This is a genomic window from Streptomyces sp. NRRL S-495, from assembly GCF_000966955.1.
GTDB lineage: Bacteria > Actinomycetota > Actinomycetes > Streptomycetales > Streptomycetaceae > Kitasatospora > Kitasatospora purpeofusca.
Map to the genome: position 1 here is coordinate 1 of NZ_JZWY01000241.1, position 16,662 is coordinate 16,662.

At 73.0% G+C, this 16,662-nt stretch carries 17 protein-coding genes; 6 read left to right on the top strand and 11 right to left on the bottom strand.

Features of this window, described 5'->3' with window-relative positions; all coding sequences use genetic code 11:
• The coding region (gene moaA, locus VR45_RS13955) for a GTP 3',8-cyclase MoaA (RefSeq protein ID WP_045940056.1) at window positions 1-813 on the top strand (813 nt) is incomplete at its 5' end.
• A gap of 17 nt (window positions 814-830) precedes the next feature.
• On the opposite strand, the gene VR45_RS13960 is transcribed toward moaA, so the two are convergent.
• The 6 genes from VR45_RS13960 to VR45_RS13985 all read right to left on the bottom strand — a co-directional run bounded on the left by VR45_RS13960 (window position 831) and on the right by VR45_RS13985 (window position 6,708).
• A complete protein-coding gene (locus VR45_RS13960) occupies window positions 831-1,064 on the bottom strand; it encodes a hypothetical protein (RefSeq protein ID WP_030398262.1) in 234 nt (77 codons plus the stop codon).
• A gap of 323 nt (window positions 1,065-1,387) precedes the next feature.
• Window positions 1,388-1,777 (bottom strand): DUF3099 domain-containing protein, encoded by a 390-nt coding sequence (locus tag VR45_RS13965; RefSeq protein WP_045940071.1) that lies wholly within the window; start codon window positions 1,775-1,777, stop codon window positions 1,388-1,390.
• Window positions 1,778-1,879: 102 nt separating this feature from the next.
• Window positions 1,880-2,428, bottom strand: coding sequence for an RNA 2'-phosphotransferase (locus VR45_RS13970; protein WP_045940057.1), 549 nt, complete (start codon window positions 2,426-2,428; stop codon window positions 1,880-1,882).
• 30 nt (window positions 2,429-2,458) lie between these two features.
• On the bottom strand, window positions 2,459-3,823 hold the full coding sequence (locus VR45_RS13975) for a metallopeptidase TldD-related protein (protein WP_045940058.1): 1,365 nt from the start codon (window positions 3,821-3,823) through the stop codon (window positions 2,459-2,461).
• The gene (locus VR45_RS13980) at window positions 3,823-5,313 is read right to left on the bottom strand and encodes a TldD/PmbA family protein (protein WP_234325967.1); all 1,491 of its coding nucleotides are present in this window, start codon (window positions 5,311-5,313) and stop codon (window positions 3,823-3,825) included. Before VR45_RS13980 ends, VR45_RS13975 begins: the two co-directional genes overlap by 1 nt.
• 249 nt (window positions 5,314-5,562) lie before the next feature.
• Complete coding sequence (locus VR45_RS13985) at window positions 5,563-6,708, bottom strand: MBL fold metallo-hydrolase (protein WP_045940059.1); 1,146 nt, start codon at window positions 6,706-6,708, stop codon at window positions 5,563-5,565.
• Window positions 6,709-7,078: 370 nt separating this feature from the next.
• Between VR45_RS13985 and fabG the strand changes: the two genes are divergently transcribed.
• Window positions 7,079-7,801 carry a 3-oxoacyl-[acyl-carrier-protein] reductase gene (fabG, locus tag VR45_RS13990; protein ID WP_030398256.1) on the top strand — a complete coding sequence of 241 codons (723 nt, stop codon included), beginning with the start codon at window positions 7,079-7,081 and terminating at the stop codon, window positions 7,799-7,801.
• 3 nt (window positions 7,802-7,804) lie between these two features.
• The gene (fabI, locus tag VR45_RS13995) at window positions 7,805-8,572 is read left to right on the top strand and encodes an enoyl-ACP reductase FabI (RefSeq protein WP_045940060.1); all 768 of its coding nucleotides are present in this window, start codon (window positions 7,805-7,807) and stop codon (window positions 8,570-8,572) included.
• Window positions 8,573-8,651: 79 nt separating this feature from the next.
• On the opposite strand, the gene VR45_RS14000 is transcribed toward fabI, so the two are convergent.
• The 4 genes from VR45_RS14000 to VR45_RS14015 all read right to left on the bottom strand — a co-directional run bounded on the left by VR45_RS14000 (window position 8,652) and on the right by VR45_RS14015 (window position 13,000).
• The gene (locus tag VR45_RS14000) at window positions 8,652-9,701 is read right to left on the bottom strand and encodes a hypothetical protein (RefSeq protein ID WP_045940061.1); all 1,050 of its coding nucleotides are present in this window, start codon (window positions 9,699-9,701) and stop codon (window positions 8,652-8,654) included.
• Window positions 9,698-11,863, bottom strand: coding sequence for a DUF6571 family protein (locus tag VR45_RS14005; protein WP_045940062.1), 2,166 nt, complete (start codon window positions 11,861-11,863; stop codon window positions 9,698-9,700). The genes VR45_RS14000 and VR45_RS14005 overlap by 4 nt, the downstream gene beginning before the upstream one ends.
• A 2-nt stretch (window positions 11,864-11,865) precedes the next feature.
• Window positions 11,866-12,207: a hypothetical protein gene (locus VR45_RS42315; protein ID WP_052709073.1), complete on the bottom strand. Its 342-nt coding sequence runs from the start codon at window positions 12,205-12,207 to the stop codon at window positions 11,866-11,868.
• Between the two features lie 121 nt (window positions 12,208-12,328).
• Complete coding sequence (locus VR45_RS14015) at window positions 12,329-13,000, bottom strand: FadR/GntR family transcriptional regulator (protein ID WP_030398251.1); 672 nt, start codon at window positions 12,998-13,000, stop codon at window positions 12,329-12,331.
• An 85-nt stretch (window positions 13,001-13,085) separates the two neighbouring features.
• Between VR45_RS14015 and VR45_RS14020 the strand changes: the two genes are divergently transcribed.
• From VR45_RS14020 to VR45_RS14025, 3 genes are all read left to right on the top strand, one after another.
• Window positions 13,086-14,402, top strand: coding sequence for an MFS transporter (locus VR45_RS14020; protein ID WP_107084183.1), 1,317 nt, complete (start codon window positions 13,086-13,088; stop codon window positions 14,400-14,402).
• A 65-nt stretch (window positions 14,403-14,467) separates the two neighbouring features.
• Window positions 14,468-14,590: an SGM_5486 family transporter-associated protein gene (locus VR45_RS50040; RefSeq protein ID WP_266274030.1), complete on the top strand. Its 123-nt coding sequence runs from the start codon at window positions 14,468-14,470 to the stop codon at window positions 14,588-14,590.
• A gap of 139 nt (window positions 14,591-14,729) precedes the next feature.
• Window positions 14,730-15,257, top strand: coding sequence for a histidine phosphatase family protein (locus VR45_RS14025; RefSeq protein ID WP_045940063.1), 528 nt, complete (start codon window positions 14,730-14,732; stop codon window positions 15,255-15,257).
• Between the two features lie 88 nt (window positions 15,258-15,345).
• Here the strand turns inward: VR45_RS14025 and serB are convergent, their stop codons facing one another.
• On the bottom strand, window positions 15,346-16,620 hold the full coding sequence (gene serB, locus VR45_RS14030) for a phosphoserine phosphatase SerB (protein WP_045940075.1): 1,275 nt from the start codon (window positions 16,618-16,620) through the stop codon (window positions 15,346-15,348).
• Between the last annotated feature and the right edge of the window lie 42 nt (window positions 16,621-16,662).

The following is a 16,662-nucleotide window of genomic DNA, read 5'->3' on the forward strand; positions in this document are numbered from 1 at the left end:
GGCGTCCAGGAGGTCCGCTTCACCGGCGGCGAGCCGCTGCTGCGCCCCGGACTGGTCGGCATCGTCCAGGCCTGCGCCGCCCTCGACCCGCGCCCCGAGCTCTCGCTCACCACCAACGGCATCGGCCTCGCCCGGACCGCGGCGGCGCTGCGCGCGGCCGGCCTGGACCGGGTCAACGTCTCGCTGGACACCCTCGACCCGGACACCTTCCACACCCTCACCCGGCGCAACCGCCACCAGGACGTCCTGGACGGCCTGGCCGCCGCCGAGGCCGCCGGGCTCACCCCGGTCAAGCTCAACGCGGTGCTGATGCGCGGGGTCAACGAGGACGAGGCGCCCGCGCTGCTCGCCTGGTGCCTGGAGCGCGGCTACGAGCTGCGGTTCATCGAGCAGATGCCGTTGGACGCCCAGCACGGCTGGGACCGCTCCTCGATGATCACCGCCGAGGAGATCCTGGAGCGGCTGGCCGCCCGCTTCGACCTCACCCCCGAGCCCTCCGCGACCCGGGGCGCGGCCCCGGCCGAACGCTGGCTGGTGGACGGCGGGCCGGGCCGGGTCGGGGTGATCGCCTCGGTGACCCGTCCGTTCTGCCGTGCCTGCGACCGCACCCGGCTCACCGCCGACGGCCAGGTCCGCGACTGCCTGTTCGCCACCGGCGAGACCGATCTGCGCACCGCCCTGCGCTCCGGCGCCGACGACGCCGAACTGGCCGCCCGCTGGCGGACGGCGATGTGGGGCAAGAAGGCGGGCGCCGGGATCGACAGCCCGGAGTTCCACCAGCCCACCCGCCCGATGTCGGCGATCGGCGGCTAGGGCCGGTCTGCCGCGGCTCAGCCCGCGTCGGGGGTCCACCCGGCGAAGGGGAGGACCTCCTTGAGGAAGCCGCGGACGCCCAGGAACTGGGAGAGGTGCTCGCGGTGCTCGTCGCAGGCGAGCCAGGTCTTGCGGCGGTCCGGTGTGTGCAGCTTGGGGTTGTTCCAGACCAGGACCCAGACGGCGTCCGCGCGGCAGCCCTTGGCGGAGCAGATCGGGGTCTGCGGCTGAGGGGCGTCGGGGAGCAGCATCGGAATCGTCCTCGGGCGTTCGGCGGCGGATCGGCGCGTGATCGGTGGGGGATCGGCGGGATGGTCACCGCCAGTCTGTCACGCTCCGGAGCCGTTCCTCCGGGAGGAGGGCGGGGGAGCCGGACCCGGAGAACACATGGCGACGCCGGGCAGCCACGGGGGGAGCTGCCCGGCGTCGGTCCGTCGCTCCGACGGGGGATGCGGAGCGCGTACGCAGTATGTCACGGTAGGGGAGGGGTATGGGGAGGTCTTGCATGATTAATCTGAGCTTCTTTTGAGCTTTCCACTCAGGCAAGGGTGGGAAAGCCGGGCAAAGCGGGCGCTCAGCTCTGAGCCTGTGAAGAATCGGTGGGCACACGGCCCGACCCATCGGCACCGTGAGTCACATTCGCCCCTCGGCCACCGGTGCCCCCGGGGCCCAGCATCAGCGGAGTCTCCGGCGGTACGTCGAAGGTGGACGGCAGGCCCGGCGCGCGCTCCCGGCCCGCGTTGGCGAGCAGCACCGCGAAGTAGGGCAGCAGTACCCCGCCCGCCAGCGCCGCGAGCGCCAGCCACCGCTGCACGTCCCACAGCACCACCGCGAGCAGGACGCAGACCGTCCGCAGCAGCATCGACACCACATAGCGGCGCTGGCGGCCCCGGACGTCCTCGGTGAGGCTGCTGCGGGCCCCCGTGATCCGGTGGACCTGTCCGGTCCCGGTGCTCTTGACCATGTCCCTACCGCCCTCGTCCACGCTCCCGCGCGCCTCGCCGCGCGGCCACCTCACGGTACGCCCGGAGGGGTCCGGCGACGAGACCGGGTCGGCGGACACGCCTCAAAGAGGCCGGGAGAGGTACTCCGGCGGCACCGCGTCCGTCAGCCAGACCCCGTTGGCGCTCACCCGGAACTCGTGGCCCGCGGCGGCCATCGCGGCCGCGTCCACCACCAGCACCACCGGGCGGCCGTGCCGGGAGCCCACCCGGGTCGCGGTGTCGGAGTCCGCGGACAGGTGGACGTCCTGCCGGGCCATCGGGCGCAGCCCCTCCCGGAGGATCGCCCCCAGGCTCCGGGTCGCCGTGCCGTGGAACAGCACCGGCGGGGGCTCGGTGGCGGCCAGACCGAGGTCGACCGCCACCGTGTGCCCCTGGCTGGCCCGGATCGAGAGGCCGTCCGGCGAGTAGGCGAAGCGGCGCTTGTTGTTGGTCGCCACCACGTGGTCCAGCTCCGCCCTGGTCAGCCGGGTGCCCCGGGCCGCCAGCGCGGCGAGCAGGACGTCCACCCGCACCCAGCCGGCCGGGTCCAGGGTGACCCCGACCCGCTCCGGCTCGTGCCGCAGGATCCGCGACAGCATCTTGCTCGTCCTGACCGTGCGCTTCTCGTCCATCCCCGTCGTTCCCCCCCAACGGCCGCCCGGCTACGAGGCCTGGCTGACCGAACTCATGTTGAATCCCGTGACCCGGACCGGCGGCATCGCCGTCCGGGTGAACCAGTCGCTCCACTCGCGCGGCAGGCAGCGCTCGGTCCGGCCCACCTCGGTGATCCGGCCGAGCAGGTCCACCGGCGACTCGTTGAAGCGGAAGTTGTTGACCGCCCCGACCACCTCGCCGTTCTCCACCAGGTAGACGCCGTCCCGGGTCAGCCCGGTCAGCAGCAGCGTCGCCGGGTCCACCTCGCGGATGTACCAGAGGCAGGTGAGCAGCAGGCCGCGCTCGGTGCCGGCGATCATCTCCTCCAGGGTCGGCGCGGACTCCTGGCCGGCCGCCTCCAGGACGAGGTTGTCGACCGCGGGTCGGGCCGGCAGGCCGCCCAGCGCGGCCGAGTGGCGGCTGGTGACCAGCGAGGCCAGCTCGCCGTCGCGGATCCAGTCGGTGGCGGTCAGCGGCAGGCCGTTGTCGAACACCGAGGACTCGTCCTCGCTGGCGTGCGCCAGCACGAACGGCGCGCACTCCAGGCCCGGTTCGGCCGGGTCGGAGCGCAGGGTCAGCGGCAGCCCGGCCAGCTTGTCGCCGATCCGGGTGCCGCCGCCGGGCCGGGAGAACACCGTCCGGCCCTCGACGGCGTCCCGGCCGCCGGACGACCAGTTCAGGTGGATCATCAGGTCGGCGACGGCCGACGGCGGCAGCAGCGTCTCGTACCGGCCGGCCGGCAGGTCGATCCGCCGGGCGCCCCAGCCGAGCCGCCGGGTCGCCTCGGCGTGCAGCGCCGTGACGTCCACGTCGGCGAAGTCCCGGGTGGCGGCGCCGACCCAGGCCGAGTCGGACAGGTCGGCCGCCTTGGCGTTCAGCTCGACCATGCCGGTCGGCTGGTCGTGCCGCAGCCGCAGGCCGGTGGAGGTGCCCAGGTAGCTGGTGACCATCTCGTGCCGGGCGAAGCCGTACAGCAGCTCGCCGCGCCCGGCCGCGTCGGCGAAGGCCCGGCCGAGGGCGGGCGCGAACCGCGCGAACACCTCGATCGAGGTCTCCGCCGGGGGCGCGGTGAAGTCCGGCGAGGGCGTCTGCTCGGCGGTGGTGACCAGCGGCCGGGCGTCCTCGGCCGGCCCGGCCGCGCGGGCGGCCTCCTCGGCGGCCAGGACCAGTGCGGCCACCTCGTCCGGGACGACGGCCTCGCGGGAGACCACGCCGGAGGCGGTGCCCTCGGCGGTGACGCCGTTGGTGGTGAGGGCGTTGCCGGCCCAGCGCAGGTTGGCGGTCGACTCCTCGTCGGCGATCACCACGCAGCCGTCGGCGCGGGAGAGGCCGAGCGCGAGCTCGACGAGTTCGTGGGGCTGCGTCGCGGCCATCAGTGACCCGCCTCCTGCTGGGTGTTGAGCACATTGACGTTCCGGAACAGCGCCGAGGGGCAGCCGTGGCTGACCGCGGCGACCTGGCCGGGCTGCGCCTTGCCGCAGTTGAAGGCGCCGCCCAGCACATAGGTCTGCGGGCCGCCGACGGCCGCCATCGAGCCCCAGAAGTCGGTGGTGGTCGCCTGGTAGGCGAAGTCCTTGACCTGGCCCGCGAGTTCGCCGTTGCGGATGGCGTACGCGCGCTGCCCGGTGAACTGGAAGTTGTACCGCTGCATGTCGATCGACCAGGAGCGGTCGCCGACGATGTACAGGCCGTTCTCGACGCCCGCGAACAGGCCCTCGGTGGACGGGCCGTCGGCGGCGGGCTGCAGCGAGACGTTCGCCATCCGCTGCACCGGGACGTGCGCGGGGGAGTCGGCGAAGGCGCAGCCGTTGGACCGCCCGAGGCCCTTGAGCCCGGCCATCGCCCGGTCGAGCTGGTAGCCGACCAGCACCCCGTCCTTGACCAGGTCCCAGGACTGCGCGGCCACCCCCTCGTCGTCGTAGCCGATCGTGGACAGGCCGTGCTCGGCGGTGCGGTCGCCGGTGACGTGCATCAGCTCGGAGCCGTACTTCAGCGAGCCGAGCTTGTCGTAGGTGGCGAAGGAGGTGCCGGCGTAGGCGGCCTCGTAGCCGAGCGCGCGGTCCAGTTCGGTGGCGTGGCCGATCGACTCGTGGATGGTCAGCCACAGGTTGGACGGGTCGATCACCAGGTCGTAGCGGCCCGCCTCGACGCTCGGCGCCCGCATCTTCTCGGCCAGCAGGACGGGCAGCTCGGCGAGTTCGGCGTCCCAGTCCCAGCCTGCGCCGGTGAGGTACTCGAAGCCGCGGCCGACCGGCGGGGCGAGGGTGCGCATCGACTCGAAGGCGCCGGTGCGCCCGTCCACCGAGGTGGCCTCCAGCTCCGGGTGCAGCCGGATCCGCTGCTGGGTGGTGACGGTGCCGGCGGTGTCCGCGTAGAACTTGTTCTCCTGCACGGTCAGCAGGGTCGCCTGGACGTGCGAGACGCCCTCGGCGGCCAGCAGCCGGGAGCTCCACCCGGCGAGCAGCGCCGTCTTCTCGGCGTCCGGCACCTCGAAGGGGTTCACGTCGTACGCGGACACCCAGGTGACGTCCGGGTGCACCGGCTCGGCGGCCAGTTCCACCCGCTCCTTCGACCCCGCCGCGCGGCTGATCCCGCCGGAGAGCCGGGCCACCGCGACGGCCTGCTCGGCCACCCGCGCCGCCGCGTCCGGGGTGAGGTCCACCCCGGCGGCGAAGCCCCAGGCGCCGTCCAGCAGCACCCGGACGGCGAAGCCGAGCTGGACGCTGTCGGAGGTGCCGGCCGGTCGGGCGTCGCGCAGCCGCCAGGAGGCGCTGCGCACCCGCTCCAGGCGGAAGTCGGCGTGGTCGACGCCGAGTTCACGGGCCCGGGTGAGGGCGGCGTCGGCCAGCGCGCGCAGCGGCAGGCCGAGGAAGAGCGGGTCGACGGTGCGCGGGGCGGCGCCGCCGGGGGCCGGGGGCGTGCTGGTCGGGGGCAGCGGAGGCAATCGGGCTCCCTGGTCGGGGGGACGGTGGTGCAGGACCCCCGGGTGAACGGGGGTACCCGCACGGCATCATGGCCCGTCACCGGGGCTTCCGGCCAGCGCATTCCTCCCGGCGTGGCCCCTCGGCGCGCGTCGGCTCCGGCCGTACCTGTCCCATCGGTCCCGTCCGGCTCAGGCGACGCCCTCCCACCAGCCGTCCGGCTCCGGCGGGTTGTCGACGTCCACCCGCTCGCCCGGGCGCGGCACCGCCAGCGGCACGCCCTGCTCCTTGGCCGCCACCAGCAGCCGCTCGATCGGCTCGGCCCACGGGTGCAGGCCCAGGTTGAAGGTGCACCAGTGCACCGGGACCAGCAGTCCGGCGTCCAGCTCGCGGTGCGCGAGGACGGCGTCCTCCGGCGTCATGTGGATGTCGGCCCACGCCGGGTCGTACGCGCCGACCTGCACCAGCGCGGCGTCGAACGGGCCGTGCTGGGCGCCGATCCGCGCGTAGCCCTCGAAGTAGCCGGAGTCGCCGGTGTAGTAGACCCGGCGGTTCGGACCGGCGATCACCCAGGAGCCCCACAGCGTGGTGTTGCGGGTCAGGCCCCGGCCGGAGAAGTGGTGGGCGGCGGTCAGGGTGACCGTGAGCTCGCCCAGCGTGCAGGTCTCGTTCCAGTCCAGCTCGATGATCCGGTGCTCGGGCACGCCCCAGCGGCGCAGGTGGGCGCCGATGCCGAGCGGCACCGCGAACGGCGCGGACTGGCTGCGCACCAGCCGCCGGACGGTCGCCATGTCCAGGTGGTCGTAGTGGTCGTGCGAGATCAGCACCGCGTCCACCTGCGGCAGCTCCTCCAGCTCCACCGGCACCGGGTGCAGCCGGCGCGGGCCGACCTGCGCGGCGGGGGAGCACCGCTCGCTCCAGATCGGGTCGAGCAGCACCCGCGCGCCCTCGACCTCGACCAGCGCCGAGGCGTGCCCGTACCAGGTGACCGCCACGCCCTCGGCGGCCGTCCCGGCGCCCTCGGCCGGGCGGACGGTGGGCACCGGGTGGCTCGGCGTGCGGCCGTCGCGCTGGAACAGCGCCCGGCGCACCGTCTCCACGTCGATGCCCGCCTGGGCGGTCGGCCGGGCCAGCTCGGAGGGCGCGTTGTGGAAGACGCCGTCGCGGTACTGCGGGGAGTTGCGCAGCCGCTCCTCCCGCTCGCCGTCCGGCCGCCGGCCGAACGCCGCCGGCAGGTCGCGCAGCGCCCAGGCGACCGCTCCCGCGCCGGCCGCCAGTGCGGCCAGGGCCGCCAGTCGTCCGCGCCGGTGGGTCGTCCCGGCCTGTGCCTCGCTCATTCCGCGCTCCGCATCGTCGTCGCCGGGGCCCCTGTCCGGCCGTGGGCCCGGGTCGGCCCCGGTGCGGCGGCCCCGGCTCGTGCCGCACCAGGGGGCACAACGGGCGTGCCCCGCTGCCGGGTTCCCGGACGTGCGGCTCAGTGGACACGACAATACGGCCCCGCCACATGGGGGAATGGCGGGAAATCCGCCCCGGGCCGAATTGTCGGGTACCGACAGTTCCACCGGTGCTGCGCTGTGGGAGCCCGATTCGTCGCCGCGCCGGGCCGACCGATAGCGTCGCAACGCGTACATCGTTTCGACGTGCGCGGACATCACGGAGTGGTACGCGGACACACGGCGTGCGCACACAACGGAGAGAGGTGGATCGTTGAGCCGCTCGGTTCTCGTCACCGGAGGCAACCGGGGCATCGGCCTCGCGATCGCCCTGGCCTTCGCCGAGGCGGGCGACAAGGTCGCCATCACCAGCCGCTCGGGTGAGGTCCCCGAGGCGCTGGCCAAGTACGACGTGCTCGCGGTGCGCTGCGACATCACCGACAGTGCCCAGGTCGACGCCGCGCTGACCGAGATCGAGGCCGCGCACGGCGGCGCGGTCGAGGTGCTGGTCGCCAACGCCGGCATCACCAACGACACCCTGCTGCTGCGGATGTCCGAGGAGGCCTTCACCTCCGTCCTGGACACCAACCTCACCGGCACCTTCCGTGTGGTGAAGCGCGCGTCCAAGCTGATGATGCGCGCCCGCAAGGGCCGGATCGTGCTGATCTCCTCGGTCGTCGGCCTCTCCGGCTCCCCGGGCCAGGCCAACTACGCCGCCTCCAAGGCCGGCCTGGTCGGCTTCGCCCGTTCGCTGGCGCGCGAGCTGGGTCCGCGCAACATCACCGTCAACGTGGTCGCCCCCGGCTTCGTGGACACCGACATGACCGCGGTGCTCACCGACGAGCGCCGCGCGGAGATCGTCGCCGGCGTGCCGCTGGGCCGTTACGCGGCGCCCGCCGAGGTCGCTTCCACCGTGCGGTTCCTCGGTTCGGACGAGGCCGCGTACATCACCGGAGCCGTCATTCCCGTGGACGGCGGATTGGGCATGGGTCACTGAGTCATGAGCGGAATCCTTGAGGGCAAGCGCATTCTGATCACGGGTGTGCTGATGGAGTCCTCCATCGCCTTCCACACCGCCAAGCTGGCCCAGGAGCAGGGTGCCGAGGTCATCCTCACCGCCTTCCCGCGGCCGAGCCTGACCGAGCGCATCGCCAGGAAGCTGCCGAACCCGGTCAAGGTCCTGGAGCTGGACGTCTCCAGCGAGGAGCAGCTGGCCGGCATCGCCGACCAGGTGCGCGAGCACCTGCCGACCCTGGACGGCATCGTCCACTCCATCGGCTTCGCCCCGCAGGACGCCCTGGGCGGCAACTTCCTGAACACGCCGTGGGAGTCCGTGGCCACCGCCATGCACGTCTCGGCGTACTCGCTGAAGTCGCTCACCACGGCGCTGCTGCCGCTGATGCAGGACGGCGGCGCGGTCGTCGGCCTCACCTTCGACGCCCAGTACGCCTGGCCGCAGTACGACTGGATGGGCCCGGCCAAGGCCGCCCTGGAGTCGACCAACCGCTACCTGGCGCGCTACCTGGGCGAGCGGAACATCCGCTGCAACCTGGTCTCGGCCGGCCCGATCGGCTCGATGGCCGCCAAGTCCATCCCGGGCTTCGGCGACCTCGCCGCCACCTGGGAGGACCGCTCCCCGCTGAAGTGGGACCTGAGCGACCCGGAGCCGGCCGGCCGCGGCGTCGTCGCCCTGCTGTCGGACTGGTTCCCGAAGACCACCGGCGAGATCGTCCACGTCGACGGCGGCCTGCACGCCATCGGCGCCTGACGCGTTCGGTAGGTACGAACGCCGCTGCCCGGCACCCCTCTTCTCGTGGGAGGGGTGCCGGGCAGCGGCGTTTTCGGGGTTACTTCGGGGCGACCGGCTCGCAGCCGCGCTGCGCGGCCACGGCGTTCACCCAGGAGGCGAACAGCGGAGTGCTGAAGGCACTGGGTTCGGGGGCGACGAGGTCGGACCGTCCGGACAGGTGGAGGAAGAGGTCGTCCTTCCCGCACTGCGCGTGGACCGCGCCGTCCGTGCCCGCTCCTCGCCAACCGGTCGGCAGCGGGGTGTCGAGGTTCTTCCTGGTGGCGACGAAAGTCGGATAGCGGGTGTCGGTGGTGACGGTGAAGCGCAGCGCAGGCTCGGACATGATCTGGCTGTAGACCCAGCAGGACTGGAGCGGCGCCGCCGGATCGCTGACCCGCTGGGCCAGTTCCGGCAGGTTCCGGCCGGTCCCCACGCCCGGCAGGCCGCAGAGCTGCCCGTCGGTCGCGGGCGTGACGGCCGGGCCGGGGGCGGTGAGGTGCATGTCCGGCACGTCGGCGGAGCCGCAGCCGGACGACTTGGCCAGCGCCGCGCCGAAGTCGGCGGCGAGCCGGGCGAGGGCGGCGCGGGCCTCCTGGTCGGGAGTCTCCTTGGACGGCTCGTCCTGCCACATCAGCCCGTGCTTGCCGCGATGGCGCACATCCGCACTGAGGACGTCGGCATCCCGGTCCGGGAAGACATCCGTGCTGCCGGCGGCCTTCCGGCAGCCTGCCGGGAGCACCAGCCAGCCGGTGTCGTTGGCGAAGGCACCGAGCGGACCCCGGTCCGGCTGTGACATCGCGGGATCGACGAGACTGCGGTCGTCCGCGCGTTTGACACCGTGGGTCTGGAGGGTGAGGTCCGAGCCGTTCCCGACCTCGATCGCGCAGCGGCCTTCGGGATCGGCGCGATCCTTGGACATGCGGCTCTGGACGACCTTCAGCTTGCCGTCGCCCAGGACTTTCTGGATGTCCTTCGTTGCCACGGCGCCGTCGCAGAGGCGGTCCGGGAGGAACAGATTGGTGTACTGCCAGGTCGCGAAGCCGCCCGCGCCGAGGGCGAGGACCAGCACACCCACGACGACGGCCCAGGTCCGTCGGGAGATTGTCACTTCTGGCCGTTCCGTCCGAGGGCGCTCATGGCGTTCGCATGACCGGTGGTGTGGCCGGTGCCCAGTTCCTGCGAGACCACGCTGGTCGTCTTCGGGTCCGCGTGGTGCGCGTCGCCCCAGCCTGCCGCCATGGCCTTGCCCTGGGTGAGCGCGGCGTAGTGGGCATCGGCCGACTTGGAGTTGCCGGCGTTCTGGGCGTCCTCCTTGATGTGGTCGGTCCACTCGGAGATGCCGAGATCGACAAGGCCGCCCGCGATGTCACCGACCTCCGGGATGAACCCGGTCACGCTGCCGTTCACCGTGGAGGCGAACTCGCCCGTCTTCTCGGCCCACTCCATCCGGTCGTCCTTCTCGTCCAGGATGACGGAGGTCCGGATCGCGTCGTAGGCACCGAGTGCCGTGCCGACCTGCCGGGCCGGGATGTCCCGGTCCTCCGGGGCGTGCTGAGGATCGGGCGGGAGGGCGGCCAGGGCGTCGGCGGCCTTGGCCCGCTCGGCGGCGTACAGCGTGGCGTAGGCCTCCGGGTCGTCGGCGACGCCGCGCATCACCCGGACGATGTGGTCGGAGCTGCCGCCGAGGTGGCCCTCGCCGTTCTTCTCCCAGGCGCCGTTGTGCTGAACGTTGCTGACGTCTTCGCTGAGGATCAGGTGCGTGTCGTCCACGTAGTCCGACAGCGCGTTGGCGATCGGCATCTTCAGATCGTCGTGGACCTCGCTGCCCTTTCCGTCGGCGTCCAGCGCGTCGATGACGCCCTGCATCACCCGGGCCTGGGCCGGGGTGTGGGGGCCGCCGTTGTGGGCGTTGTCGCCGGGGACGTCGCCGGTGGCGGCGGCCTCGATGGCGGCGGCGAGGCCGGCCTGGTGGGTGCCCTTGTCGTTCATCGGCGGGCCGAAGAGGGTGTTGGTGTAGGTGGTGGGCCACTCGCGGTCGCGCAGCAGGTACTTGAGGCGGTCCTCGGCGCCCGGTCCCTTGGGGTCGAGGAACTGGGTGGCGGCCTCGGGGTTCTGGCCCATCAGCTTGAGCACGCCGTCCACCGGGTCGTGCACCAGGTCCGGGCGGGGGCCGTTGAACTGGTGCGAACTCCAGTGGTTGTCCTTGCGTTCGGCGGCTATGACATCGGCCCCGAGGTCGTTCAGGAACTGCGCGCCGTACCCGGCGTTGCCGTGCTGCAGCAGGGTGGCGAGCGTCTGGTAGCCGTAGATCGGCGCTGTGTTGCCGCCGAAGTGGCGGGCGTCGATGTTCTTGACGCCGGCTTCCTGGAGGCCCTTGCGGAAGTCCTGGTAGAACTTGGTGCTGGTGTCCCTGGTGGCGCCGGCGATGGTGTTGGCGAGGTTGGTCTGCAGTTCGCCGTACTCGCCCTTGAGCTTGCCGCCGCGCTCGTTGAGCCGGACCTCCAGCTCGTCGGCGAGCAGCAGGGTGCCCTCGGGGCCGAGCGTGTTGAGCAGGGTCTGGCCGTAGACGGGGCTGCCGGAGTTGGCCTTCATCAGGTTGTTGAGCTCGGCGAGCTCCTCCGGGCTGAGGGTCTTGCCGTCCTTGAGCCGGGCCGCGAGTTCGGCGGCCCGCTTGCCGTCGGCCTCGTCGCCGCCGCCGACCGCCTGGCCGTTGAACTCGTTCCTCATGTCGCCGACCTTGGCGGCGCGGCGCAGTTGGAGGGCGGCCCGCTGGTCGGCCGCGGTCGCCTCCTCCACATAGATCTTGATCTTCTGCGCCCACTGGCCGGCGGCCTCGTTGCACTCGCGCTGGTAGTCGGGCTCGTGGTGGTAGGCGCTTCGGGTGGCCGGGTCGAGGGCGCCGACGTCGAACATCACGGAGCCGGTGCCGGTCACCTTCATGCCGTCGGCCTGGGCGTCGGCGACGGCCTGCTTCAGCTTCTTCTGCGCCGACTCGAAGTCGGCCTGGGCGTCCTTGATGATCGAGGCGACGGCCTTGGCCTCGGTCTGCGCGTCGATGGCCTGCTGCCGGGTGTAGCTGACGTGCTGGTTGGCGGTGAACGCGGTGTAACCGAGCCAGAGGTTCTGGTTGCCGGTGACCGAGAGCACCTCGGTCTCCAGCCGCTGCTGGACGCCCTGGTACTTGCGGGCCATCTCGGTCCAGTCGGCGACGGCCTTGGCCATCGCGGACGGGTCCGCCTTCATGACGTCCTCGAAGCCGAGCAGGCTCATGCTCACGCCTTCCCGGTGAACGACGTGGCGATGCCGTGTTCGACGTTCAGGTAGTTGGTGTGGGTCTGCCGCATCATCCCGGCCTCCTGGTTGAGGCGGCCGTTGAGCTGCGACACCTGCTCGTGCCACTCCTTGACCGCGCCGCGCAGGGCGGCGGCGGTGTCCCAGCCGCTCAGCTTGCCGGCGGCCGCCTCGGTCGACTCGTCGGCGGTCTTGCCGGCCGTGGTGCTGTCGGTGGCGATGCCGTCGAGTGCGGTGGCCGCCTTGTCCAGCGCACTCGTCGACACTTTGGTGGGCCCCCCGCCACCCGGTCCCTGGCCCAGCTTCAGGTCCGGATCCGCCATCAGTTCTCCCCGTTGTGGTCCACTGCGGCCGGAGACCGGCCGTCCGCGAATTTTCACGGGACGTTAGCACGCCAAATCCCGCCGCCCGCAAGGCGCGAGCGGCCGGGGACCGGCCCCCCGGTCACCCCTCCCGGTCGCAGGCCCCGATGGCGCGGCCGGCCTCGTGCGAGGCGCGCTGCGCGTCGCGGGCGCGGATGGCGTCGATGATGTCGTCGTGGCCGAGGTAGCGCTCGGGGACGATCTCGGGGCCGACGTCGTGGCGCAGCAGGGCCCGGGTGACCTCGCCGAGGTCGGCGTAGAGGGCGGAGAGCACGTCGTTGTGGGCGGCGGCGACCACGGTCTGGTGGAAGGCGGCGTCGGCCTGGACGAAGTCCTCGGCGTTGCCGGAGTGCCAGGCGTCCTCGCGGCGGGCGAGGGCGGAGTCCATGAGGTCGAGGTCGCGGTCGGTGCGGCGGGCGGCGGCGAGGCCGGCGGCGGCGGTCTCCAGGGTGGTGCGCAGTTCAGCGACCTGGGCCCGGTCGGCGTCGGCGAAGCGGCGGTGCATCACGCCGGCGAGTTCGCTGGCGGCGAGGACGTAGGTGCCGGAGCCCTGGCGGATGTCGAGCAGTCCGTTGTGGGCGAGGGCGCGGACGGCTTCGCGCACGGTGTTGCGGGCCACGCCCAGCTGTTCGACCAGGGCGGCCTCGGTGGGGATGCGCGAGCCGACGGGCCACTCCCCGGAGGTGATCTGCGCGCGCAGCTGGGCGATCACCTGGTCGGACAGCGGGGTGCGCCTCGGCGAGGACAGCGCCACGGGGGACTCCTTGGGTCGGGTGGGTCGGGCCATCATGCCAATTCGAGGATGCGCTAATTCATCCCATCATTCTATGATGGCCCGCATGTCGTCCGCAGCAGACACCGCAGACCCCGTCACCGCTTCCTCCCGGGTCGACCCCCGGGGCGCCGCCCGGCCGCAGGCCGAGCGGCCGGCTCCGCCCAGAAGTCGCCACCTCGGCTGGCTGTTCGCCCTCGCGATCGCCGCCGCCGCGTTCAACCTCCGCCCGGTGGTCACCAGCCTCGGGCCGCTGCTGGACCAGGTCCGCACCGACCTCGGGATGAGCCCGACCGTGGCCGGCCTGCTCACCGCCGTCCCCTCGCTCTGCTTCGCCCTGTTCGGCTTCGCCGCGCCCGGGCTGGCCCGGCGGCTCGGCCCGGTCGCGGTGGTCACCGCGGGCATGGGCGCGATCACCGCGGGCGTGCTGGCCCGCTCCTTCGCCGGCGGCACGGCGGTCTTCCTGCTGCTCACCGCGCTCGCGCTGGCCGGGGTGGCCGTCTCCAACGTGCTGATCCCGGTGGTGATCAAGCGGTACTTCCCGGAGAAGGTCGGGCCGATGATCGGCCTCTACTCGATGGCGCTCTCGGCCGGCACCGCGCTGGCCGCCGCCGTCACCGTCCCGCTGACCAAGGGGCTCGGCGGCGACTGGCGGCTCGGCCTGGGGGTCTGGGCCGGGCTCGGCGCCGTCGCCCTGCTGCTCTGGATCCCGGTGCTGCTCGGCCGGCGGCGGGAGTCCGCCGGCGCGGCGCCCGGCGCCGCGGACACCGTGCGGCTGCCGATCACCCGCAGCCGCACCGCCTGGGCGCTGGCGATCTTCTTCGGTTTCCAGGCCACCGGCGCGTACGTGGTGATGGGCTGGCTGCCGACGATCTTCCAGGACGCCGGGGTCTCCTCGGGCACCTCGGGCGTGCTGCTGGCGCTGACCATGGTGATCGGTGTGCCGGTGTCCTTCGTGCTGCCCAACCTGGCCGCCCGGCGCGGTGACCAGCGGCTGTTCGTGGTGGTCCTGGCGGCCTTCGGCATCGCCGGCTACACCGGGCTGGCGCTGGCCCCGGCCGGTGCGCCGTGGCTGTGGGCGGTCCTGGTGGGCCTGTCCAACTGTGCCTTCCCGCTGGTGCTGACCATGATCGGCCTGCGGGCCAGGACGGCCGGCGGGGTGGCCCAGCTGTCGGCCTTCGCCCAGGGCGTCGGCTACCTGATCTCGATCCCCGGCCCGATCCTGATCGGCCGGCTCTACCAGGCCACCGGCGAGTGGTACCTGCCGCTCGGCTTCCTGGCGGTGCTGCTGGTGCCGCAGATGCTGTTCGGCCTGCGGGCGGCCCGGGCCCGGCACATCGAGGACGAGGCGGTGGCGACGGCCTCCGGGGCCGTCGCGGCCTGACGGGTCCCGTTGGGGGAACGGGTCCCGGTGGGGGACGGGCGTGTCCGGGGTGGGAGAATCCGGGCATGCCCGTTCTCGAACCGAACCCCACCGACGGCCACAAGAAGCTCGGCCAGCTCGCCGCGATCATCGGCGGCATCGTCGTCCTGCTGGTGATCGTCGCGATCGTCGCCCGGAACATCGGCTGACACCGTCGCCGCCCGGAACATCGGCCGACCCCGGGGGGACGCCCGGGTGAACCCCGCATGATGGCACTCCCCGACGCCGGGGGTGGCGCCATCGGCAGCATCGCGCCCGCGGCCGGCTTTTCTGCCAAGCTTGCTGGGTATGAGCGCCGACACGCCCCGCAGGATCATCGTTCTCCGCCATGCCAAGGCCGACTGGCCGGACGGCGTCGACGACCACGAGCGGCCGCTGGCCGACCGGGGCCGCCACCAGGCCCCGGAATCCGGCCGCTGGCTCGCCGATTCCGGTATCAACCCCGACTACGTGCTCTGCTCCACCGCCCTGCGAACCCGGGAGACCTGGAAGCTCGCCGCGCACGAGCTGCCGAAGCGGGTGCGGCGGACCGTCTACGAGGACCGGGTCTACGACGCCAGCCCCGGCGAGATCATCACCGTCCTCCAGGAGACCCCGGAGGAGTACGCCGACGTGGTCCTGGTGGGCCACAACCCGGGGGTGCTGGGCCTGACCCAGGTGCTGGCCGGCGACGAGGGCGACCGGGACGCGCTGGAGCGGCTGCGGCTCGGCGGCTTCCCGACCGCGGCCGTCGCGGTGCTCAGCTTCTCCGGCTCGTGGAAGAACGTCGAACCGGGTGTGGCGCAGTTGGTCTCGTACTTCACGCCGCAGGACTGAGCGGCGGGCAGCGGACCGGATCGACGACGAGGGGCGCGCGGACATGGTCCGCGCGCCCCTCGGTGCGTCCGGTCGGCCCCGCGCGCCGTCAGTCCCGCGCGCCGGCCTCCGGGTGGTCCAGGACGTCCACCACATCGGCCGCCTCGACCTCCTCACGGGTGATCCCGAGCAGGTACAGCACGGTGTCCAGGAACGGCACGTTCACCGCGGTGTCCGCCGCCTCCCGCACCACCGGCTTGGCGTTGAACGCCACGCCCAGCCCGGCCGCGTTCAGCATGTCCAGGTCGTTGGCGCCGTCGCCGATCGCCACCGTCTGCTCCAGCGGCACCTTGGCCTGCGCGGCGAACCGCTCCAGCCAGCGGGCCTTGCCCGCCCGGTCGACGATCTCGCCGACCACCCGGCCGGTGAACTTCCCGTCCACCACCTCCAGGGTGTTCGCCGCCGCGTAGTCCAGGCCCAGCTGCTCCACCAGGTGGTCGGTGACCTGGGTGAAGCCGCCGGACACCACCGCGACCTGGAAACCCAGCCGCTGCAGGGTGCGGATCAGGGTGCGGGCGCCCGGCGTGAACCGGACCTCCGCCCGCACCTTCTCGGTCACCGCGGCGTCCAGCCCGGCCAGCAGCGCCACCCGGGCGCGCAGCGACTCCGCGAAGTCCAGCTCGCCCCGCATCGCCGCGGCCGTCACCTCGGCGACCTCCTGCTCGCAGCCCGCGTGGGCGGCGAACAGCTCGATCACCTCGTCCTGGATCAGCGTCGAGTCGACGTCCATGACGATCAGCCGCTTGGCCCGCCGCTCCAGCCCGGCCGCCACCACCGCGACGTCCACCCGCTGGGTGGCCGCCTCCTGGGCCAGCTCGGCCCGCAGCCGGTCGGTGGCCACACCCGAGACGGCCAGTTCGACGGCGGTCACCGGGTACTTGGCGAGCCGGAAGACCCGGTCGATGTTGCCGTCCGCGGCCGTGATCCGCGCGGTGAGCGCGGCGACGGCGGAGGCGGTCAGCGGGTGGCCCAGCACGGTCACGTGGGAGCGGCCCTCGCGGCGCGGCCGGTTGTCGCCGATGCCGGAGATGATCTCGGCCTGGAGCTTCTGCTCCTCGGCCCAGCGGTGCACCACGGCCCGCAGGTCGCCCTCGGCGCCCCGCGCGGCGGGGGCGGAGACCAGGGCGCACAGCGTTATCCGGCCACGGGTGACCACCTGCTCGATGTCGACGACCTCGACGCCGAACCCGGCCAGGGTGGCGAAGAGCCCGGCGGTGATGCCGGGGCGGTCCTTGCCGAACACCTTGACGAGCAGGGTGCGCCCGTCCTCGGTCCGGGGCTGCGGGGCGGGGAACGGCTCGGCGGCCAAGGGCGATGCGTTCATGGTGCCACCCACGCTACCCGGAGCCGGACGGCGCGACGGCAC

What these genes read in the sequence shown, in the direction of transcription:
- VR45_RS13960 (WP_030398262.1), bottom strand. Translation starts at nt 1,064, where the DNA reads ATGCTGCTCCCCGACGCCCCTCAGCCGCAGACCCCGATCTGCTCCGCC.
- VR45_RS13965 (WP_045940071.1), bottom strand. Translation starts at nt 1,777, where the DNA reads ATGGTCAAGAGCACCGGGACCGGACAGGTCCACCGGATCACGGGGGCC.
- VR45_RS13970 (WP_045940057.1), bottom strand. Translation starts at nt 2,428, where the DNA reads ATGGACGAGAAGCGCACGGTCAGGACGAGCAAGATGCTGTCGCGGATC.
- VR45_RS13975 (WP_045940058.1), bottom strand. Translation starts at nt 3,823, where the DNA reads ATGGCCGCGACGCAGCCCCACGAACTCGTCGAGCTCGCGCTCGGCCTC.
- VR45_RS13985 (WP_045940059.1), bottom strand. Translation starts at nt 6,708, where the DNA reads ATGAGCGAGGCACAGGCCGGGACGACCCACCGGCGCGGACGACTGGCG.
- fabI (WP_045940060.1), top strand. Translation starts at nt 7,805, where the DNA reads ATGAGCGGAATCCTTGAGGGCAAGCGCATTCTGATCACGGGTGTGCTG.
- VR45_RS14005 (WP_045940062.1), bottom strand. Translation starts at nt 11,863, where the DNA reads ATGAGCCTGCTCGGCTTCGAGGACGTCATGAAGGCGGACCCGTCCGCG.
- VR45_RS42315 (WP_052709073.1), bottom strand. Translation starts at nt 12,207, where the DNA reads ATGGCGGATCCGGACCTGAAGCTGGGCCAGGGACCGGGTGGCGGGGGG.
- VR45_RS14020 (WP_107084183.1), top strand. Translation starts at nt 13,086, where the DNA reads ATGTCGTCCGCAGCAGACACCGCAGACCCCGTCACCGCTTCCTCCCGG.
- VR45_RS50040 (WP_266274030.1), top strand. Translation starts at nt 14,468, where the DNA reads ATGCCCGTTCTCGAACCGAACCCCACCGACGGCCACAAGAAGCTCGGC.
- VR45_RS14025 (WP_045940063.1), top strand. Translation starts at nt 14,730, where the DNA reads ATGAGCGCCGACACGCCCCGCAGGATCATCGTTCTCCGCCATGCCAAG.
- serB (WP_045940075.1), bottom strand. Translation starts at nt 16,620, where the DNA reads ATGAACGCATCGCCCTTGGCCGCCGAGCCGTTCCCCGCCCCGCAGCCC.